Origin of the sequence: Saccharopolyspora erythraea NRRL 2338 (genome assembly GCF_000062885.1) — a bacterium.
GTDB classification, from domain to species: Bacteria; Actinomycetota; Actinomycetes; order Mycobacteriales; family Pseudonocardiaceae; genus Saccharopolyspora_D; species Saccharopolyspora_D erythraea.
The window spans coordinates 7,751,182-7,765,814 of sequence record NC_009142.1 but is presented as its reverse complement, the minus strand read 5'-3'; the positions used below and the strand labels follow the sequence as shown (position 1 = coordinate 7,765,814).

15 protein-coding genes are annotated in these 14,633 nt (G+C 72.5%); all 15 read left to right on the top strand.

What is annotated here, in order from left to right; translation table 11 throughout:
* Nucleotides 1-880: 880 nt before the first annotated feature.
* The gene (locus SACE_RS33495) at nucleotides 881-1,765 is read left to right on the top strand and encodes a redox-sensing transcriptional repressor Rex (protein WP_009943984.1); all 885 of its coding nucleotides are present in this window, start codon (nucleotides 881-883) and stop codon (nucleotides 1,763-1,765) included.
* Nucleotides 1,762-3,168 carry a glutamyl-tRNA reductase gene (locus SACE_RS33490; protein ID WP_009943986.1) on the top strand — a complete coding sequence of 469 codons (1,407 nt, stop codon included), beginning with the start codon at nucleotides 1,762-1,764 and terminating at the stop codon, nucleotides 3,166-3,168. Before SACE_RS33495 ends, SACE_RS33490 begins: the two co-directional genes overlap by 4 nt.
* Complete coding sequence (gene hemC / locus SACE_RS33485; RefSeq protein ID WP_009943987.1) at nucleotides 3,165-4,112, top strand: hydroxymethylbilane synthase; 948 nt, start codon at nucleotides 3,165-3,167, stop codon at nucleotides 4,110-4,112. The genes SACE_RS33490 and hemC overlap by 4 nt, the downstream gene beginning before the upstream one ends.
* Before the next feature lie 18 nt (nucleotides 4,113-4,130).
* On the top strand, nucleotides 4,131-5,663 hold the full coding sequence (locus tag SACE_RS33480) for a bifunctional uroporphyrinogen-III C-methyltransferase/uroporphyrinogen-III synthase (RefSeq protein ID WP_011875209.1): 1,533 nt from the start codon (nucleotides 4,131-4,133) through the stop codon (nucleotides 5,661-5,663).
* Nucleotides 5,664-6,741: 1,078 nt separating this feature from the next.
* Nucleotides 6,742-7,722, top strand: coding sequence for a porphobilinogen synthase (gene hemB / locus SACE_RS33475; RefSeq protein ID WP_009943990.1), 981 nt, complete (start codon nucleotides 6,742-6,744; stop codon nucleotides 7,720-7,722).
* Nucleotides 7,719-8,276, top strand: coding sequence for a hypothetical protein (locus SACE_RS33470; protein ID WP_009943991.1), 558 nt, complete (start codon nucleotides 7,719-7,721; stop codon nucleotides 8,274-8,276). The genes hemB and SACE_RS33470 overlap by 4 nt, the downstream gene beginning before the upstream one ends.
* 32 nt (nucleotides 8,277-8,308) lie before the next feature.
* Nucleotides 8,309-8,845 carry a hypothetical protein gene (locus SACE_RS33465; RefSeq protein WP_009943993.1) on the top strand — a complete coding sequence of 179 codons (537 nt, stop codon included), beginning with the start codon at nucleotides 8,309-8,311 and terminating at the stop codon, nucleotides 8,843-8,845.
* A 79-nt stretch (nucleotides 8,846-8,924) separates the two neighbouring features.
* The gene (locus tag SACE_RS33460; RefSeq protein WP_143538267.1) at nucleotides 8,925-9,596 is read left to right on the top strand and encodes a hypothetical protein; all 672 of its coding nucleotides are present in this window, start codon (nucleotides 8,925-8,927) and stop codon (nucleotides 9,594-9,596) included.
* 82 nt (nucleotides 9,597-9,678) lie between these two features.
* Nucleotides 9,679-10,110: a hypothetical protein gene (locus SACE_RS33455; protein WP_009943995.1), complete on the top strand. Its 432-nt coding sequence runs from the start codon at nucleotides 9,679-9,681 to the stop codon at nucleotides 10,108-10,110.
* Nucleotides 10,103-10,540 (top strand): hypothetical protein, encoded by a 438-nt coding sequence (locus SACE_RS33450; RefSeq protein WP_009943996.1) that lies wholly within the window; start codon nucleotides 10,103-10,105, stop codon nucleotides 10,538-10,540. The genes SACE_RS33455 and SACE_RS33450 overlap by 8 nt, the downstream gene beginning before the upstream one ends.
* Nucleotides 10,541-10,735: 195 nt before the next feature.
* Complete coding sequence (locus SACE_RS33445) at nucleotides 10,736-11,398, top strand: hypothetical protein (protein WP_009943997.1); 663 nt, start codon at nucleotides 10,736-10,738, stop codon at nucleotides 11,396-11,398.
* A 13-nt stretch (nucleotides 11,399-11,411) separates the two neighbouring features.
* Nucleotides 11,412-11,750, top strand: coding sequence for a hypothetical protein (locus SACE_RS33440; protein ID WP_009943999.1), 339 nt, complete (start codon nucleotides 11,412-11,414; stop codon nucleotides 11,748-11,750).
* A 47-nt stretch (nucleotides 11,751-11,797) separates the two neighbouring features.
* A complete protein-coding gene (gene hemL, locus SACE_RS33435) occupies nucleotides 11,798-13,144 on the top strand; it encodes a glutamate-1-semialdehyde 2,1-aminomutase (RefSeq protein ID WP_021341652.1) in 1,347 nt (448 codons plus the stop codon).
* A complete protein-coding gene (locus SACE_RS33430) occupies nucleotides 13,141-13,779 on the top strand; it encodes a histidine phosphatase family protein (RefSeq protein ID WP_009944001.1) in 639 nt (212 codons plus the stop codon). Before hemL ends, SACE_RS33430 begins: the two co-directional genes overlap by 4 nt.
* Nucleotides 13,776-14,363, top strand: coding sequence for a TlpA family protein disulfide reductase (locus tag SACE_RS33425; protein ID WP_031334407.1), 588 nt, complete (start codon nucleotides 13,776-13,778; stop codon nucleotides 14,361-14,363). Before SACE_RS33430 ends, SACE_RS33425 begins: the two co-directional genes overlap by 4 nt.
* Nucleotides 14,364-14,633: the final 270 nt, after the last annotated feature.

The following is a 14,633-nucleotide window of genomic DNA, read 5'->3' as shown; positions in this document are numbered from 1 at the left end:
GGGGGCGGCGAGCGCCCCAGAAACCCCAAACCCACCGCAAGCCGCATGGCCAGGGGTGAGTGGCTCGAAAACTCACGCGCCCCCGCGCTGAAGGTGGCCCGCGATGCCAAGCCGGCTGCCCCGAGAACCCGCGCGCCCCCGCTCTCAAGGCGATCCGCGATGCCAAGCCGGCTGCCCCGAGAACCCGCGCGCCCGCTCCAAAGGCGACCCGCCAGGTCAAGCCCGCTGCCTCGAAAACCCGTGCGCCCCCGCTCCAAAGGCGACCCGCCAGGTCAAGCCCGCTGCCTCGAAAACCCACGCGCCCCGGCCCCAAAACCGACCCACCCCGCCAAGCCACCCCACCCAGGCGCCGACCCCCGCCGCCCCCGCGACACGCCGCCCCCGACACGCCGCGGCACCGCCGCCGTGATCGGCGGCACCGCCGACGTCACGGGCCGCCACGGCGGGCCCGGGCGGCCCGCCCGCCGGCTCCGCGGCGGACGCCCCGGGGCGCGAGTGACGTTCGCCGCAGCCCTCTCACCAGACGTTTTGGCACGTCGGGGGGCGATCGGCGATGATGTGGGCGCCAGGCTGTGGGTCTGGCTACCTTCCCCGGCATCGACTTTGTGCATGTGTTCACAAGTAGCTACGGTGTAAGGGGTCGTGTCGCCGGATCCGCGCGACGGCAAGTCGAGTGACCCCCGAAAGGGTGGTGCTCGGTCGTGGCCGTTACGCCGAGCGGGCGGCGTGGGATCGGCAGCGGAACCGGTGTGCGAATCGCCGGGCTCCGGCACGGCCGCACGTGTTCCGCCTCCACCGCGCCGGAACACGGGTGACCGAACGCGCGCCACCGGAGAAGCGGACGGCGTGCGGAACGCAGCACCAGGGCGAGGGAGAGCCAGTGACGGCCCACGGAGAGGGCGTGCAGGACGGCGACGGGCAGGCCGCGGCCGACGGTCCGTCGCAGCCCGGCCAGTCGTCGAACCGGCCGCCGGAGGCGGCGATCGAGGTGCCCGCGGCGCGGGAGCGGGCCCGGGCCATCCCGGAGGCGGCGGTGGCGCGGCTCGCGGTGTACCTGCGTGCGTTGTCGGCTCTGGGGGAGCAGGGCGTCAGCACGGTGTCCAGCGAGGAGCTGGCCGCCGCGGCCGGGGTCAACTCGGCCAAGCTCCGCAAGGACCTGTCCTACATCGGTTCCTACGGCACCCGGGGCGTCGGCTACGAGGTCTCGGTGCTCGTCGGCCAGATCGAGCGCACGCTCGGACTGACCCGCAAGCACAGCGTCGCGGTGGTCGGGATCGGTAATCTTGGTCACGCCCTGGCCAACTACGGCGGCTTCCCGAGCCGGGGTTTCCCGGTCTCCGCGCTCTTCGATCTCGACCCCGATCTGGTGGGCGTCCCGGTCGGAGGTATCCCGGTCAGCCACATCGACGACATCGTCGAGGTGTGCGCCGAGCGCGAGGTGACGATAGGCGTGATCGCCACTCCGGTGCAGGGGGCGCAGGAGGTCTGCGACCGTTTGGTCGCCGGAGGCGTTGCGTGCATCCTGAATTTCGCGCCCGTCGTCCTCCAGGTCCCCGAGGAGGTCGAGGTGCGCAAGGTGGACCTGGCGGTGGAGATGCAGATTCTTTCCTTCCACGTCGCCCGCAGGCAGCAGGAAGCGGCCGCGGTCGACGGTGCCGGCATCGGTGCCCCGTCCCCGGACGGCGCGGCACCGGACGGCGCGCCCTCCGGCGGTGCGGTGGGCAACGAGATCGACCCGATGAACGGGATGGTGGTTCGGCCGTGAACCTGCTCACCGTCGGGCTTTCGCACCACAGCGCGCCGGTGCGGGTCCTGGAGCGAGTCGCGATCGGTGCCGACGAGCTCGGCAAGGTCCTGCACGAGCTGCTCCAGCGCGACCACATCTGCGAAGCCTTCGTGGTGTCGACCTGCAACCGGGTCGAGGTCTACGCGGTCGCCGAGACGTTCCACGGCGGCCTCGAGGACGTGACCTCGGTTCTGGCCCGCCACTCCGGTTCCGACGTGGCCGAGCTCACCGACCACATGTACGTCTTCTACGCCGGCGCCGCCGTCGAGCACCTGTTCTCGGTCGCCGCCGGGCTGGACTCGATGGTCGTCGGCGAGGCCCAGATCCTCGGCCAGATCCGCCAGTCCTACGGCGTGGCCGACGAGGCTGGCACGGTCGGCAGGACCCTGCACGAGCTTGCGCAGCAGGCGCTGCGGGTCGGCAAGCGGGTGCACGCCGAGACCGGCATCGACTCCGAGGGCGCCTCGGTGGTCTCGGAGGCGCTGGCCGACGCCGAGACCGAGCTCGGCGGCCTGGCCGGACGCCGCGCGCTGCTGGTCGGCGCCGGCTCGATGGGCGGGCTCGCCGCCGCGCAGCTGCGCCGCGCGGGCATCGGCGAGGTCGTGATCGCAAACCGCACCGCCGTCAACGGCGAGCGGCTGGCCGAGTCGCTGCGCACCGACGGCGTGCCCGCCAGCGCGGTGGCCCTCGACGGGCTGCGGTCGGCGATCTCGTGGGCCGACCTCGTCGTCACCTGCACCGGCGCCGTCGGCGCGGTGGTCACCACCGAACACGTCGAGACCGGCGACCGCGGTCCGCTGGTGTTCTGCGACCTCGGCCTGCCCCGCGACACCGCGCCCGAGGTGGCCGAGCTGCCCGGGGTGACCGTGGTGGACCTGGCGACGCTTCAGCGCAGGCTTTCCGAGCAGCAGGGCGGCAACGAGTCCGAGCGGGCCGCCGCGATCGTCGCCGAGGAGGTGCGCGGCTACCTCGCCGCGCAGCGCTCGGCCGAGGTGACCCCGACGGTGACCGCGCTGCGCAAGCGCGCCGCCGAGGTGGTCGACGCCGAGCTGCTGCGGCTGGACTCCAAGCTGCCCGCGCTGGAAGGCGACGTCCGAGACGAGCTGGCGCGCACCGTCCGCCGCGTGGTGGACAAGCTCCTGCACGCGCCGACCGTCCGGGTCAAGCAACTCGCGTCGACGCCCGGTGGCTCCGGCTACGCCGACGCACTCCGCGAACTCTTCGAACTCGATCCGCAGACCGCCGCGGTGCTCGGCACCGCGCAGGCCGACGACGGCCGCGCGCGCGGCTCGGCCTCGGTGGCCGAGGCCCGCCGGGCCGGCGCTCCGGGCGCCCGCGACGAGCTGCGCGATCTGCCTGCACAGGACGGTGATGACCGTTGAACAAGACCCTCCGCATCGGTACCCGGGGCAGCGCGCTGGCGATGGCGCAGACCTCATGGGTGGCCGAAGCGTTGGAGAAAGCCGGCTACCGCACGGAGCTGGTGACGGTGAGCACGCCGGGGGACCGGTCGATGGCGCCGATCGCCGAGATCGGCGTGGGCGTGTTCACCTCCGCGCTGCGCGACGCCCTCGCCGACGGTGAGGTCGACGTCGCGGTGCACTCCTACAAGGACTTGCCGACCGCACCGGACCCGCGGCTGTCGCTGGCCGCCGTTCCGGTTCGCGAGGACCCCCGGGACGCGCTGGTGGCCCGGGACGGTCTGACGCTCGGTGAACTGCCCCCGGGCTCCGTCGTGGGCACCGGTTCGCCGCGTCGCGCAGGCCAGCTCAAGGCCCTCGGCCTCGGGCTGGAGGTGCGCGACATCCGCGGCAACGTGGACACCCGGATGCGCAAGGTGACCGACGGCGAGCTGGACGCCGTCGTGCTCGCCCGCGCCGGCCTGGCCCGCGTGGGCCGGCTCGCCGGGATCACGGAAACGCTCGATCCACTGCAGATGCTGCCCGCGCCCGCACAGGGCGCGCTGGCAGTGGAATGCCGCGTCGACGACGTGGACACCGAGCACCTGCTGCAGTCCGTTTTGGACGATCAGGCCAGCCGCGTCGCGGTGGCCGCCGAGCGCGCCATGCTGGCCGCGCTCGAAGCGGGCTGTAGTGCGCCTGTCGGCGCGCTGGCCGAAGTGGTGGAGGACCTCGACGCAGACGGCCGCGTGGCGCAGCGGCTGTTCGTGCGCGGGGTGGTGGCTGTCGACGACGCTTCCGGGCGCGTCGACCTGCTGCGCGCCTCCGTCACTGGTGAGACGACCGCCGCTGAGCAGCTGGGCCGTGAACTGGCCGCCCAGCTGCTCGATGCCAGGGCCGCCCTGCTCAGCGGCCCTGGGCAGTAGTTGATGGGGAGTGCCCTGATGACCCGAGCACGTAAGACCCCCGGACGGATTGCTTTCGTGGGCTCAGGCCCCGGTGATGCTGGACTGCTCACCGTCCGGGCCAGGCACGTGATCACCAGCGCATCGCTGGTGGTCACCGATCCGGACGTACCCGCCGACATCGTCGGGCTGGCCGCCGAGGGCGCCGAGGTGCGCCCCGCGGTGGGCGACCCGGCCGACGTGGCGCTGGACCTGGCCAACGAGGCCAAGACGGGCCGCCCCGTGGTCCGGCTGGTCGCGGGCGACCCGCTGACCGCCGACGCGGTGGTGCGCGAGGTGCAGGCGGTCGCCAAGACCGACGTCGCCTTCGACATCGTTCCCGGCGTTCCCGCCGGCTCCGCGGTGCCCGCCTACGCGGGTGTCGCGCTGGGCGCGGTGCACGCCGAGGTCGATGTCCGCGGCGACGTCGACTGGGCCTCGCTGGCCAAGGTGCCGGGTGCGCTGGTGCTGCACACCGCGGGCACCCACCTGGCCGAGGCGGCCTCCGCGCTGGTCGAGCACGGCAGGGCCGCGCAGACCCCGGTCGCGGTGACCGCGTCGGGCACCACGGTCCAGCAGCGCACCATCGACACCACGCTGGCCTCGCTGGCCGCCGACGCCGGTGAGCTGCAGGGGCAGCTCGTGGTGACCATCGGCGACGTGGTGTCCGAGCGCAACAGCCTGTCGTGGTGGGAGTCCCGCGCCCTGTACGGCTGGAAGGTCCTGGTGCCGCGCACCAAGGAGCAGGCCGGTTCGATGAGCGAGCGGCTCTGGTCGCACGGCGCCGTCTCGCACGAGGTCCCGACGATCTCGGTGGAGCCGCCGCGCAGCCCCGCGCAGATGGAGCGCGCGGTCAAGGGCCTGGTCGACGGCCGTTACCAGTGGGTGGTGTTCACCTCGACCAACGCCGTGCGCGCGGTGTGGGAGAAGTTCCGGGAGTTCGGGCTGGACGCCCGCGCCTTCTCCGGCGTCAAGATCGCCTGCGTCGGCGAGGCCACCGCGGAGAAGGTCCGCTCCTTCGGCATCAACCCCGAGCTGGTCCCCTCCGGGGAGCAGTCCAGCGAGGGTCTGCTGCAGGACTTCCCGCCGCACGACGACATCCTGGACCCGGTGGACCGGGTGCTGCTGCCGCGCGCGGACATCGCCACCGAGACGCTGGCGGCCGGTCTGCGCGAGCGCGGCTGGGAGATCGACGACGTGACGGCCTACCGCACGGTGCGGGCGGCGCCGCCGCCGGCCGAGACCCGGGAGATGATCAAGACCGGCGGGTTCGACGCGGTCTGCTTCACCTCGGCCTCGACCGTGCGCAACCTGGTCGGCATCGCGGGCAAGCCGCACGCGCGGACCCTGGTGGCCTGCATCGGCCCGAGCACGGCGGAGACGGCCAAGGAGTTCGGCCTGCGCGTCGACGTCCAGCCGGAGGTCCCGCAGATCCCGGTCCTGGTCGACGCCCTGGCCGAGCACGCCGCCCGCCTCCGCGCCGAAGGCGCCCTCCCGCCCCCGAAGAAGGCCAAGAGGGCCCGGAGGTCTTGACGCTCCAGATGGAGCGTCAAGTGGTGCGAAGCACCATCCGCCCTTCGGGCGGATGACGGCTCGTGCACTCTCCGGCGTGTCGGGTAGGTCGAGGTCCAGCCTCGGCCTGCCCGGGCCTGGATGTCGGCTCGTGCTTTCTCCGGTGTGTCGGGTGGGTCGAGGTCCAGCCTCGGCCTGCCCGGGCCTGGATGTCGGCTCGTGCTTTCTCCGGTGTGTCGGGTGGGTCGAGGTCCAGCCTCGGCCTGCCCGGGCCTGGATGTCGGCTCGTGCTCTCTCCGGCATGTCCGGTGGGTCGAGGCCCAGCCCCGACCTGCCCGGGCCCGGAGTCGGCCCGGGCACTGCCCGCCGTGTCGGAAGGGGCGAGCCCGAGCCCGACCCACCGGCCCAGACGACACCCCGGAAACCCTCCGGCGTGTCGGAAGGCCGACCGCCGCGCCCGGTAGCTCGGCCCGGTAGGTCCGCTCCGGCCGGAAGGAAGCCGCGATCCCGCAGCCCCTCCGGCCGGACAGACGCTGCCGCGTCCGTCCGCAGGCCACCCGGCCCACGGCTCCGCCGCCCGGTCCGCGGCTCCGCCGCCGGCCGGACCCCGTCCGCCGTGACGCTGTCGCGTCTGGTCCGCCGTGACGCTGTCGCGTCCGCCGCGAGGTTGCCGGCTCCGCCGCCGACCGGACCCCGGCTCTCCAGACGCTGCCGCGTCCGCCGCGACGCTGCCGCGTCCGCCGCGACGCTGCCGCGTCGTCCGGGCGCCCGGCAGGCCAGGCCGTCAGCCACCACCGGACCGAGACCTACATGCCGACGTCAGCCGGTGGTCATCACCCACCTCCCGGCCCGCCCGGCAGACGCTGCCGCGTCTGTCCGCCGCGACGCTGCCGCGTCTGTCCGGACCCGGGTCCGACCCCCATCCGCCCCCGGGCGGATGATGGACCGGGATGCGCCGGTGCGTCCGGTGCGTCCCGGCCCGACCTCCATCCGCCTCCGGGCGGATGCAGTCCTCCGCCCGGCGGCACCGGCCCGCGCGGCCGGTGCTTCCCGGTGCGGGCGGACCCAACCTGAAGACGAGCAGTTCGCGAGGAAGCCCATGTACCCGTCGCACCGTCCGCGTCGGCTTCGCAAGAACGCCGCTGTCCGCCGCCTGGTCTCGGAGACCTCCGTGGAACCCAGGCATCTCGTGCTGCCGATGTTCGTGCGGGAGGGCATCGCCGAGCCGATGCCGATCCCATCCATGCCCGGCGTGGTGCAGCACACCCGGGACTCGCTGCGCAAGGCCGCCGTCGAGGCGGTGTCGGCCGGAGTGGGCGGGCTGATGCTGTTCGGCGTGCCCGCCGAGCGCGACGCCGTCGGCTCGGCGGGCACGGACCCGGACGGCATCCTCAACGTGGCGCTGCGTGACCTGTCCGCCGAGGTCGGCTCCGACACCGTGCTGATGGCCGACCTGTGCCTGGACGAGTTCACCGACCACGGCCACTGCGGACTGCTGGACTCCGAGGGCGCCGTCGACAACGACCGGACCCTGCAGGTCTACGGCGAGATGGCGGTGGTGCAGGCCGAGTCCGGCGCCGACGTCGTGGGCCCGAGCGGGATGATGGACGGCCAGGTCGGGGTCATCCGCGAGTCGCTGGACGCGACCGGCTTCTCCGACACCGCCGTGCTCGCCTACTCGGTGAAGTACGCGTCGGCGTACTTCGGCCCGTTCCGCGACGCGGTCGACTCCCAGCTCAAGGGCGACCGCAAGACCTACCAGCAGGACCCGGCCAACGGCCGCGAGGCGCTGCGCGAGGCGGACCTCGACCTGGCCGAGGGCGCCGACATGGTCATGGTCAAGCCCGCGATGTCGTACCTGGACGTGCTGCGCGACATCGCTGGTGTCGCCGACGTGCCCGTCGCGGCCTACCAGGTGTCCGGGGAGTACTCGATGGTCGAGGCCGCGGTCGCCAACGGCTGGCTGGACCGGGAGCGCACCGTGCTGGAGTCGCTGACCTCCATCCGGCGCGCGGGGGCCGACATCGTCCTGACCTACTGGGCGGCCGAGGCCGCGCGTTGGCTGAAGGCGGGCCGGTGAGCCAGGTCGACGCCTTCGGGCGCCCGGTCGAACCGAAGACCCCAACCCCGCCGCGCTGGCTGCTGCTCGCGCGGCGGCTGTGGGTGGCGGGGGTCCTGGTCGGCTTCGCCGGCTCCTTCGTCCGCCTCAGCGACCGCTCGGCGCTGGTCGCCAACCTGCGGCAGCAGGCGCCGGAGCTTCGCCAGGACCAGGTCGACTCCGCCGTCACCAGCACTATCGCCTCCTCGCTGATGATGTCGGCGCTGAGCCTGCTGGTCTACGTGATGCTGTCGACGCGGATGGTCCAGGGCCGCAACTGGGCGCGGATCGTGCTGACCGTGCTCGGCGGCCTCAACGCGCTGGGCACCGCGATGCTGTCACTGCTGATCGGCGCACTCGGATTCGACATGATCAACCGGCTGGCGGGTGGCACGCTCACCGGCGTGGACATCGCCTTCTCCGTCGTGATCATGTTCGTGGACCTGGCCGCCATCGTGCTCATGTTCCACCCGGAGTCCAACGCGTACTTCCACGAGCTGCGCGGACGCGGCCCCAAGCAGGCCGTTCGTCCTTAGACGGGCAGGTCCGGCGTTCCTACCGTCGGGGTATGACTACTCCGGACCAGCCCTGGCAGCAGCCGTACTCGGCGCCGCCCCCGCCCGACCGGGAGTCCGCGGTGGCGCGGCCTCCCGACTCGGTCACGCTGTCGTTCTGGATGGGCATCGCCAGCGTGGTCGTCGGCTTCGCGATGATGCTGGCGTCGTTCCTGTCGATCGACGACGCCGAGCTCGGGATGATCCTGCGGGAGGCGCAGTCGCCGGACGTGCAGCTCTCGATGCAGGAGGCGCGCACGATCTACACCGCGTTCGTGGTGGGCTCGCTGGTGTTCATGGCGGCCGTGGCGGCGTTGTGGATCATGTTCCTGTTCTTCATGCGGCGCGGGCGCAACTGGGCGCGGATCGTCATCACCGTGGTCGGCATCATCTGGTTCGTGGTGACCGGCCCCGCGCTGCTGGGCGGTTCCACGGGTGGCGCCACCGCGATGCTGCTGGCGCTGCTGCAAATGCTGGCCGTCGGCGCGACGGTCGTGTGCGCGTGGCTTACGCCTTCCAACCAGTACTTCGCGACCGCGAAGCGCCGCTGACCGGCGACGTCGTCGCACGAGCAACGGTTGTGGCCGATTCGGTGGACAACCGTCGCTCGCGGTTCCTACTGTCTCTGCTGTGACATCTCCACAGGGTCCTTGGCAGCAGGGCGGGTACCAGCAGTACCCGCAAGGGGGACAGCAGTACGGGACGCCTTCGGGCGGCTTTCCGGCGCAGGGAGCGCCTGGTTACGGGCCCGGTCAGATGAGCCCCTACGCGGCACCGCAGGTGCCCGCGCACGAACTCGCGGGCGTCCGGCGGCCCCAGACGGTCAACCTCGCGTTCTGGGTCGCCATCGTCAACCCGCTGCTGTTCACCGTCCTCACCGCCGTGGTCATGCTCATGGCGATGCAGGCCCTCAGCGGAGCGATGCCGCAGGGGGACGGCATGGACGACTTCCGCAACGCCATCGGCTACACGGTGATGATCGTGATGGGGATCTTCATCTTCTTCTACCTGATCCTGACCGGTCTCTGGATCGCGTTCGGGTTCAAGCTGCGCGCCGGCCGCAACTGGGCCCGCATCACGCTGACCGTCCTCGCGTCGATCTGGGCGGTGTCGTGCCTCACCGGTCTGGTGAGCGGGCCGATCAACCTGACGGGCAGCGAGGGCTTCGAGCTGCCGGGCGGGCTCATGGCCATGAGCTACGCCACGAACGCGCTCGGCCTGGTCGGCTGCGGGGCCTTCATCGCGCTGGTGTTCGTCAAGCCGTCGAACTGGTACTTCCAGGCGGCGAGCCACCGGGGCTGAGGCCCCCGCAAGCAAAGGGGGCGCGGTGGTTCCGGCGGAACCACCGCGCCCCTCGCGTTTCCGGCGCTGCTAGGAAGTGGGCATGAACACCGCACCCGACCGCGACGGCCCGCCGCGCCAGCTCCTGGTGGCGATCCTGCTGTGGTGGGTGGTGGCCGCGTTCCTCGTCGTGCGCGTGGCCGGCATGTGGCTCGACCGCGCCGAGCTGCCGGTTCGCCTGGTCCAGGAGGGTGCGGCCTCGCCGGAGCACGCCGCGCAGCGGGCGTGGGAGCTGCTGACCCTCAACACCGCTGTTCAGGTGTTCTTCGTGCTGGTTTACTGCGCCACGACCCTGCTGATCCGCAAGCGACGGCCGTGGGCGCGCATCGTGCTCTCGGTGTGCGGCCTGCTGCACCTGGTGGTGACGATGTCCTCCGGAATCTCGAACCTGCCGCTCGCCGTCGGCCTGGTGGCGGCGCTGGTGCTGCTGTGGTGGCCGGCCAGCGGCGAGTGGCTGACGGGTGAGCATGACTGAGCCCGTCCTCTACGCCGAACGCGGCGCGAGCTGGTGGCCGGTGCTGTGGGGCCCGGCCTTCGCGCTCGTGGGCGTCGCGGTCGAGCTGCTGACTCCCGGGCCGAGGCACCTGGTCGCCTGGCTGCTGCTGGCGGGAGCTCTCGCCGCGGCTGCGACCGTCTGGGTGTACGGCAGGCGCAAGGTCTGCTCGGTGCGGCTCACGCCCACGAACCTGGCGGTCGGCCGCGAGGTGCTGGAGGTCGAGCGGATCGCCGCGGCCACCGACGTCGGCGCGCCGGTCGGCGCGCGGGTGCTCGGCGGCGGCTGGACCGCGCCGAAGGGCACCGGCGAGGTGCCGCTGCGCCTCACCGACGACCGCGTCGTGCTGGCGTGGGCCCGCGATCCCGAATCCCTGGTCACGGCCCTGCGGAGGCTGCTCCGCGAGGAGTGACCGCTACGCGGAGCAGTTGGACGACCGCGTTGGGTGATCGATAGTCTGATCGACAAGGCTGGCCGAGGAAGGCCTCAGCGGCAGCAAAATGCCCCGGGTGGCATGCAAAGCAGAGGCGCCCCGGGGCTCACGCGTTGAACACTACCACGGGAAATCCGGTCCGCCGCAACCATCACCATCCTTCTGAGGGACTACATGAACACCGAAGCTCTGGACTGGGTCCACGGTGCCCTTTCCGCGGCGAGGTTCGACCGCTACCGCACGGCCGCCGATGGTGACGCCGAGGTGGCGCTGCGCCTGTACCAGTGGAACATCGAGCTCTCCGAGGCCTTCTACGGTCCGCTGCACTGGCTCGAAGTCAGCCTGCGCAACGCCCTGAACGAGCGCCTGCGCCGCCGCTTCGGCCGGGACGACTGGTGGGCGGTCGCACCGCTGCGGTCCAACGGTCAGCGCAAGGTCGCGCACGCCAAATACAAGATCAAGCGCAAGGAGGTCGTCGAGCCCACCGCGGACGACATTGTGGCCGAGCTGACCTTCGGTTTCTGGGTGTCGCTGCTCAGCCGGTCCAACGACCGGGACTTCTGGATCCCGGCGCTGCACCTTGCTTTCCCGCACTACTCCGGTCCCCGGGACCAACTGCACCACGACCTGATCCGAATGCTGGACCTGCGCAATCGGATCATGCACCACGAGCCGATCTTCGACGGCGACCTCACGACCCACCGCGAGCGGATCTTCCGCTTGCTCGGCTATCTCTCGCCGCAGGTGGTCGCACAGGTGCGGCAGCACGACCGCGGGCCAGAGGTGCTGACGCGGTGGGGCGGCGCGGGGGGAACCGGCCACGCCGGGCGTTCGTGAGAGTCTTTCCGGTGTGACGGTTCCGGATCCCTGGCCCGCCGGCGGGCCGAGGCTGAGCGAGGAAGAGCTGGAGGCACCGCGGACGCCCGCGCCGCTGCACCAGCCCTGGCGCGGTGTGGTCGCGGCGGCCGAGGCCGGGGTCGCGGTGCTGCTGGTGCTGCTCGCCTGGTGGGTCTGGGGCAAGGCGGTGGTGTCGGTCCCGCTGCCCGTCGACAGCGGTGTGGCGGGCGCCTCGACCCGGCTCATCGGCAGCCGGATCGGGATGGCCGTGGCGGTGGCGACGCTGGCCGGGCTGCTGGTGCTGGACGCCGGCCGTCAGGCCGTGCTGGCGGTGCGCACCCGCACGAGCTGACTCAGGGTGACGTCGAGCACACCCGGCAGCCTGTCAGACTGGGTGCCGTGACTGCTGCGAATCCCGCATCGACTCCGAACCCCGAAAGCGCTCCGCGCTCGCGCGAGCTGTTCGACCGGGCGCTCGCGGTGACGCCCGGCGGTGTCAACTCGCCGGTGCGCGCGTTCCACTCGGTCGGCGGCACCCCGCGGTTCATGGTGCGCGGTGAAGGCACCTACCTGTGGGACGCCGACGACAACCGGTACGTGGACCTGGTCTCCTCCTGGGGCCCGATGATCAACGGCCACGCGCACCCGGACGTCGTGCGGGCCGTCCGGCAGGCGGCCGCAGGCGGCCTGTCGTTCGGCACCCCCGGGGTCGGGGAGATCGACCTGGCCGCGGAGATCATCGACCGGGTCGGCCCGGTCGAGCAGGTGCGGCTGGTCAACTCCGGCACCGAGGCGACGATGAGCGCGGTGCGGCTGGCGCGCGGGTTCACCGGCCGCCGCAAGGTCGTGAAGTTCGCGGGCTGCTACCACGGGCACGTCGACGCGCTGCTGGCCAGCGCCGGTTCCGGGGTGGCCACCCTCGGCCTGCCGACGACGCCGGGCGTCACCGGCGCGCAGGCCGCCGACACGATCGTGCTGCCCTACAACGACCTGGACGCGGTGCGCCGGACCTTCGCCGAGTACGGCGACGAGATCGCCTGCGTGATCACCGAGGCCGCCGCGGGCAACATGGGCGCGATCGCCCCGGCGCCCGGCTTCAACGGGGGCCTGCGCGAGATCACCAGCTCCGCGGGCGCGCTGCTGGTCATGGACGAGGTCATGACCGGCTTCCGGGTCTCGGCCGCGGGCTGGTTCGGCATCGACGGGGTGGCGGGCGACCTCTACACCTTCGGCAAGGTCATGTCCGGCGGGCTGCCCGCCGCGGCCTTCGGCGGACGCGCCGACGTCATGGAGCGGCTCGCGCCGTCCGGGCCGGTGTACCAGGCGGGCACGCTCGCCGGGAACCCGGTGGCCGTCGCCGCGGGACTGGCGAACCTGCGCGCCGCGACCCCCGAGGTCTACGCCGCCCTGGACCGCAACGCCGAGCGGCTGGGCGAGCTGCTCGGGTCCGCGCTGAGCGCCGAGGGCGTCCCGCACCAGGTGGCGTTCGCGGGCAACCTGGTCAGCGTCTTCTTCTCCGAGGACCCGGTGCGCGACTACGCGGGGGCGCAGGCGCAGCAGTCGTGGCGCTTCCCGCCGTTCTTCCACGCGCTGCTGGAGCGCGGCATCTACCCGCCGCCGAGCGCGTTCGAGGCGTGGTTCGTCAACGCCGCGATGGACGACGCCGCGTTCGACGCGATCGCCGAGGCGCTGCCGCACGCCGCCAAGGCCGCCGCGGCTGCCACCGAGCCGGGAGCCGGGGCATGACCGACGAGCGCAGGACCGTCGTGCACTTCATGCGGCACGGCGAGGTGCACAACCCGGAGGGCGTGCTCTACGGCAGGCTCCCCGGCTACCGCCTGTCGGACCGCGGTGAGCAGCAGGCCAAGATCGTCGCGGAGTTCCTGTCCGGGCGCCGCGTGACCCACGTGGTGGCCTCGCCGCTTCAGCGCGCGCAGCAGACCGCCGGGCCGATCGGCGCGATGTTCCACCTGGACGTGGCGACCGACGACCGGCTCATCGAGGCCGACAACCGGTTCGAGGGCCTGAAGGTGTCGGTCGGCGACGGCGCGCTGCGCTCGCCCCGGCACTGGCCGAAGCTGTGGAACCCGCTGCGCCCGTCGTGGGGCGAGCCGTACCTGGAGATCGCCCACCGCATGCTGGCGGCGGCGCACCGCGCCCGTGCCAAGGCGGAGGGCGGCGAGGCGGTGTGCGTCTCCCACCAGCTTCCGATCTGGACGCTGCGGCGGTTCGTGGAGGGCAAGCCCATGTGGCACGACCCGCGCCGCAGGCAGTGCTCGCTGGCGTCGCTGACCAGCCTGGTCTTCCAGGGTGAGGAACTGGTGCGGGTCGCCTACGTCGAGCCCGCGGGCGGTACCGACCCGAAGGTGACCGGGGCATGAGGCGGCTTTTGGTCCGGGCGGCGCTGGCGCTCAGCGCGGTTGCGCTGGTCGGCGGCTGCGCCACCGCGGGTGAGGACGCGGTGGAGAAGGGCGGCGAGTTCACCTTCGTCTCGCCGGGCGGGCAGACGCGCATCTTCTACCCGCCGCAGGAGCGCGGCAGGCTCACCGGCCTGCACGGGGAGAACCTGCTGGAGAAGGGCAAGGACCTCGGCATCGCCGACTTCCAGGGCAAGGTCGTGGTGCTCAACGTGTGGGGCTCCTGGTGCGGACCGTGCCGTTCGGAGGCCGACGACCTGCAGGCGGTGCAGGACAAGACGGCGGCGCAGGGCGTGCAGCTGCTGGGCGTCAACGTGCGCGACAACCGCTCGGCCGCCGTCGACTTCCACCGCGACCGCGGCCTGACCTACCCGTCGATCTTCGACCCGTCGGGGCGGTCGCTGCTGGCGTTGAAGAACTTCCCGCGCAGCACGGTGCCCGCGACCATCGTCCTGGACCGCCAGCACCGGGTCGCGGCGATCTTCCTGACCGACCTGCTGGAGAAGGACCTGCTGCCCGAGGTGCAGCGCATCGCCGCCGAGCCGTAGGCCGAATCCGAGGTGCCGCCCGGGCCGCCGGGCCCGAGTCGTCGGGCCGTGGCGGCGCGGGCGCCTGGTATGTCCCGGCCTGTCCGGATCGACATGGCGGTCTGCGGGGCGTTTGCGCTGGTCGGATGCCGCCGAGTGGCCGATGTCCCGAATTCGGAGGACCTATGGCCCTGGCGGACCCCGCCGGAACCTGCGCCAACGCCCTCACCAGGTACGACTGTGCGCGGGCTCACCCGGCCCGGTGACGGGGTCCCCTCTTGACTTCCCTAC

Excerpts from the sequence above, each read along its gene's own strand:
- SACE_RS33480 (WP_011875209.1), top strand. The coding sequence starts at position 4,131 with ATGACCCGAGCACGTAAGACCCCCGGACGGATTGCTTTCGTGGGCTCA.
- hemB (WP_009943990.1), top strand. The coding sequence starts at position 6,742 with ATGTACCCGTCGCACCGTCCGCGTCGGCTTCGCAAGAACGCCGCTGTC.
- SACE_RS33465 (WP_009943993.1), top strand. The coding sequence starts at position 8,309 with ATGACTACTCCGGACCAGCCCTGGCAGCAGCCGTACTCGGCGCCGCCC.
- SACE_RS33455 (WP_009943995.1), top strand. The coding sequence starts at position 9,679 with ATGAACACCGCACCCGACCGCGACGGCCCGCCGCGCCAGCTCCTGGTG.
- SACE_RS33450 (WP_009943996.1), top strand. The coding sequence starts at position 10,103 with ATGACTGAGCCCGTCCTCTACGCCGAACGCGGCGCGAGCTGGTGGCCG.
- SACE_RS33445 (WP_009943997.1), top strand. The coding sequence starts at position 10,736 with ATGAACACCGAAGCTCTGGACTGGGTCCACGGTGCCCTTTCCGCGGCG.
- SACE_RS33430 (WP_009944001.1), top strand. The coding sequence starts at position 13,141 with ATGACCGACGAGCGCAGGACCGTCGTGCACTTCATGCGGCACGGCGAG.
- SACE_RS33425 (WP_031334407.1), top strand. The coding sequence starts at position 13,776 with ATGAGGCGGCTTTTGGTCCGGGCGGCGCTGGCGCTCAGCGCGGTTGCG.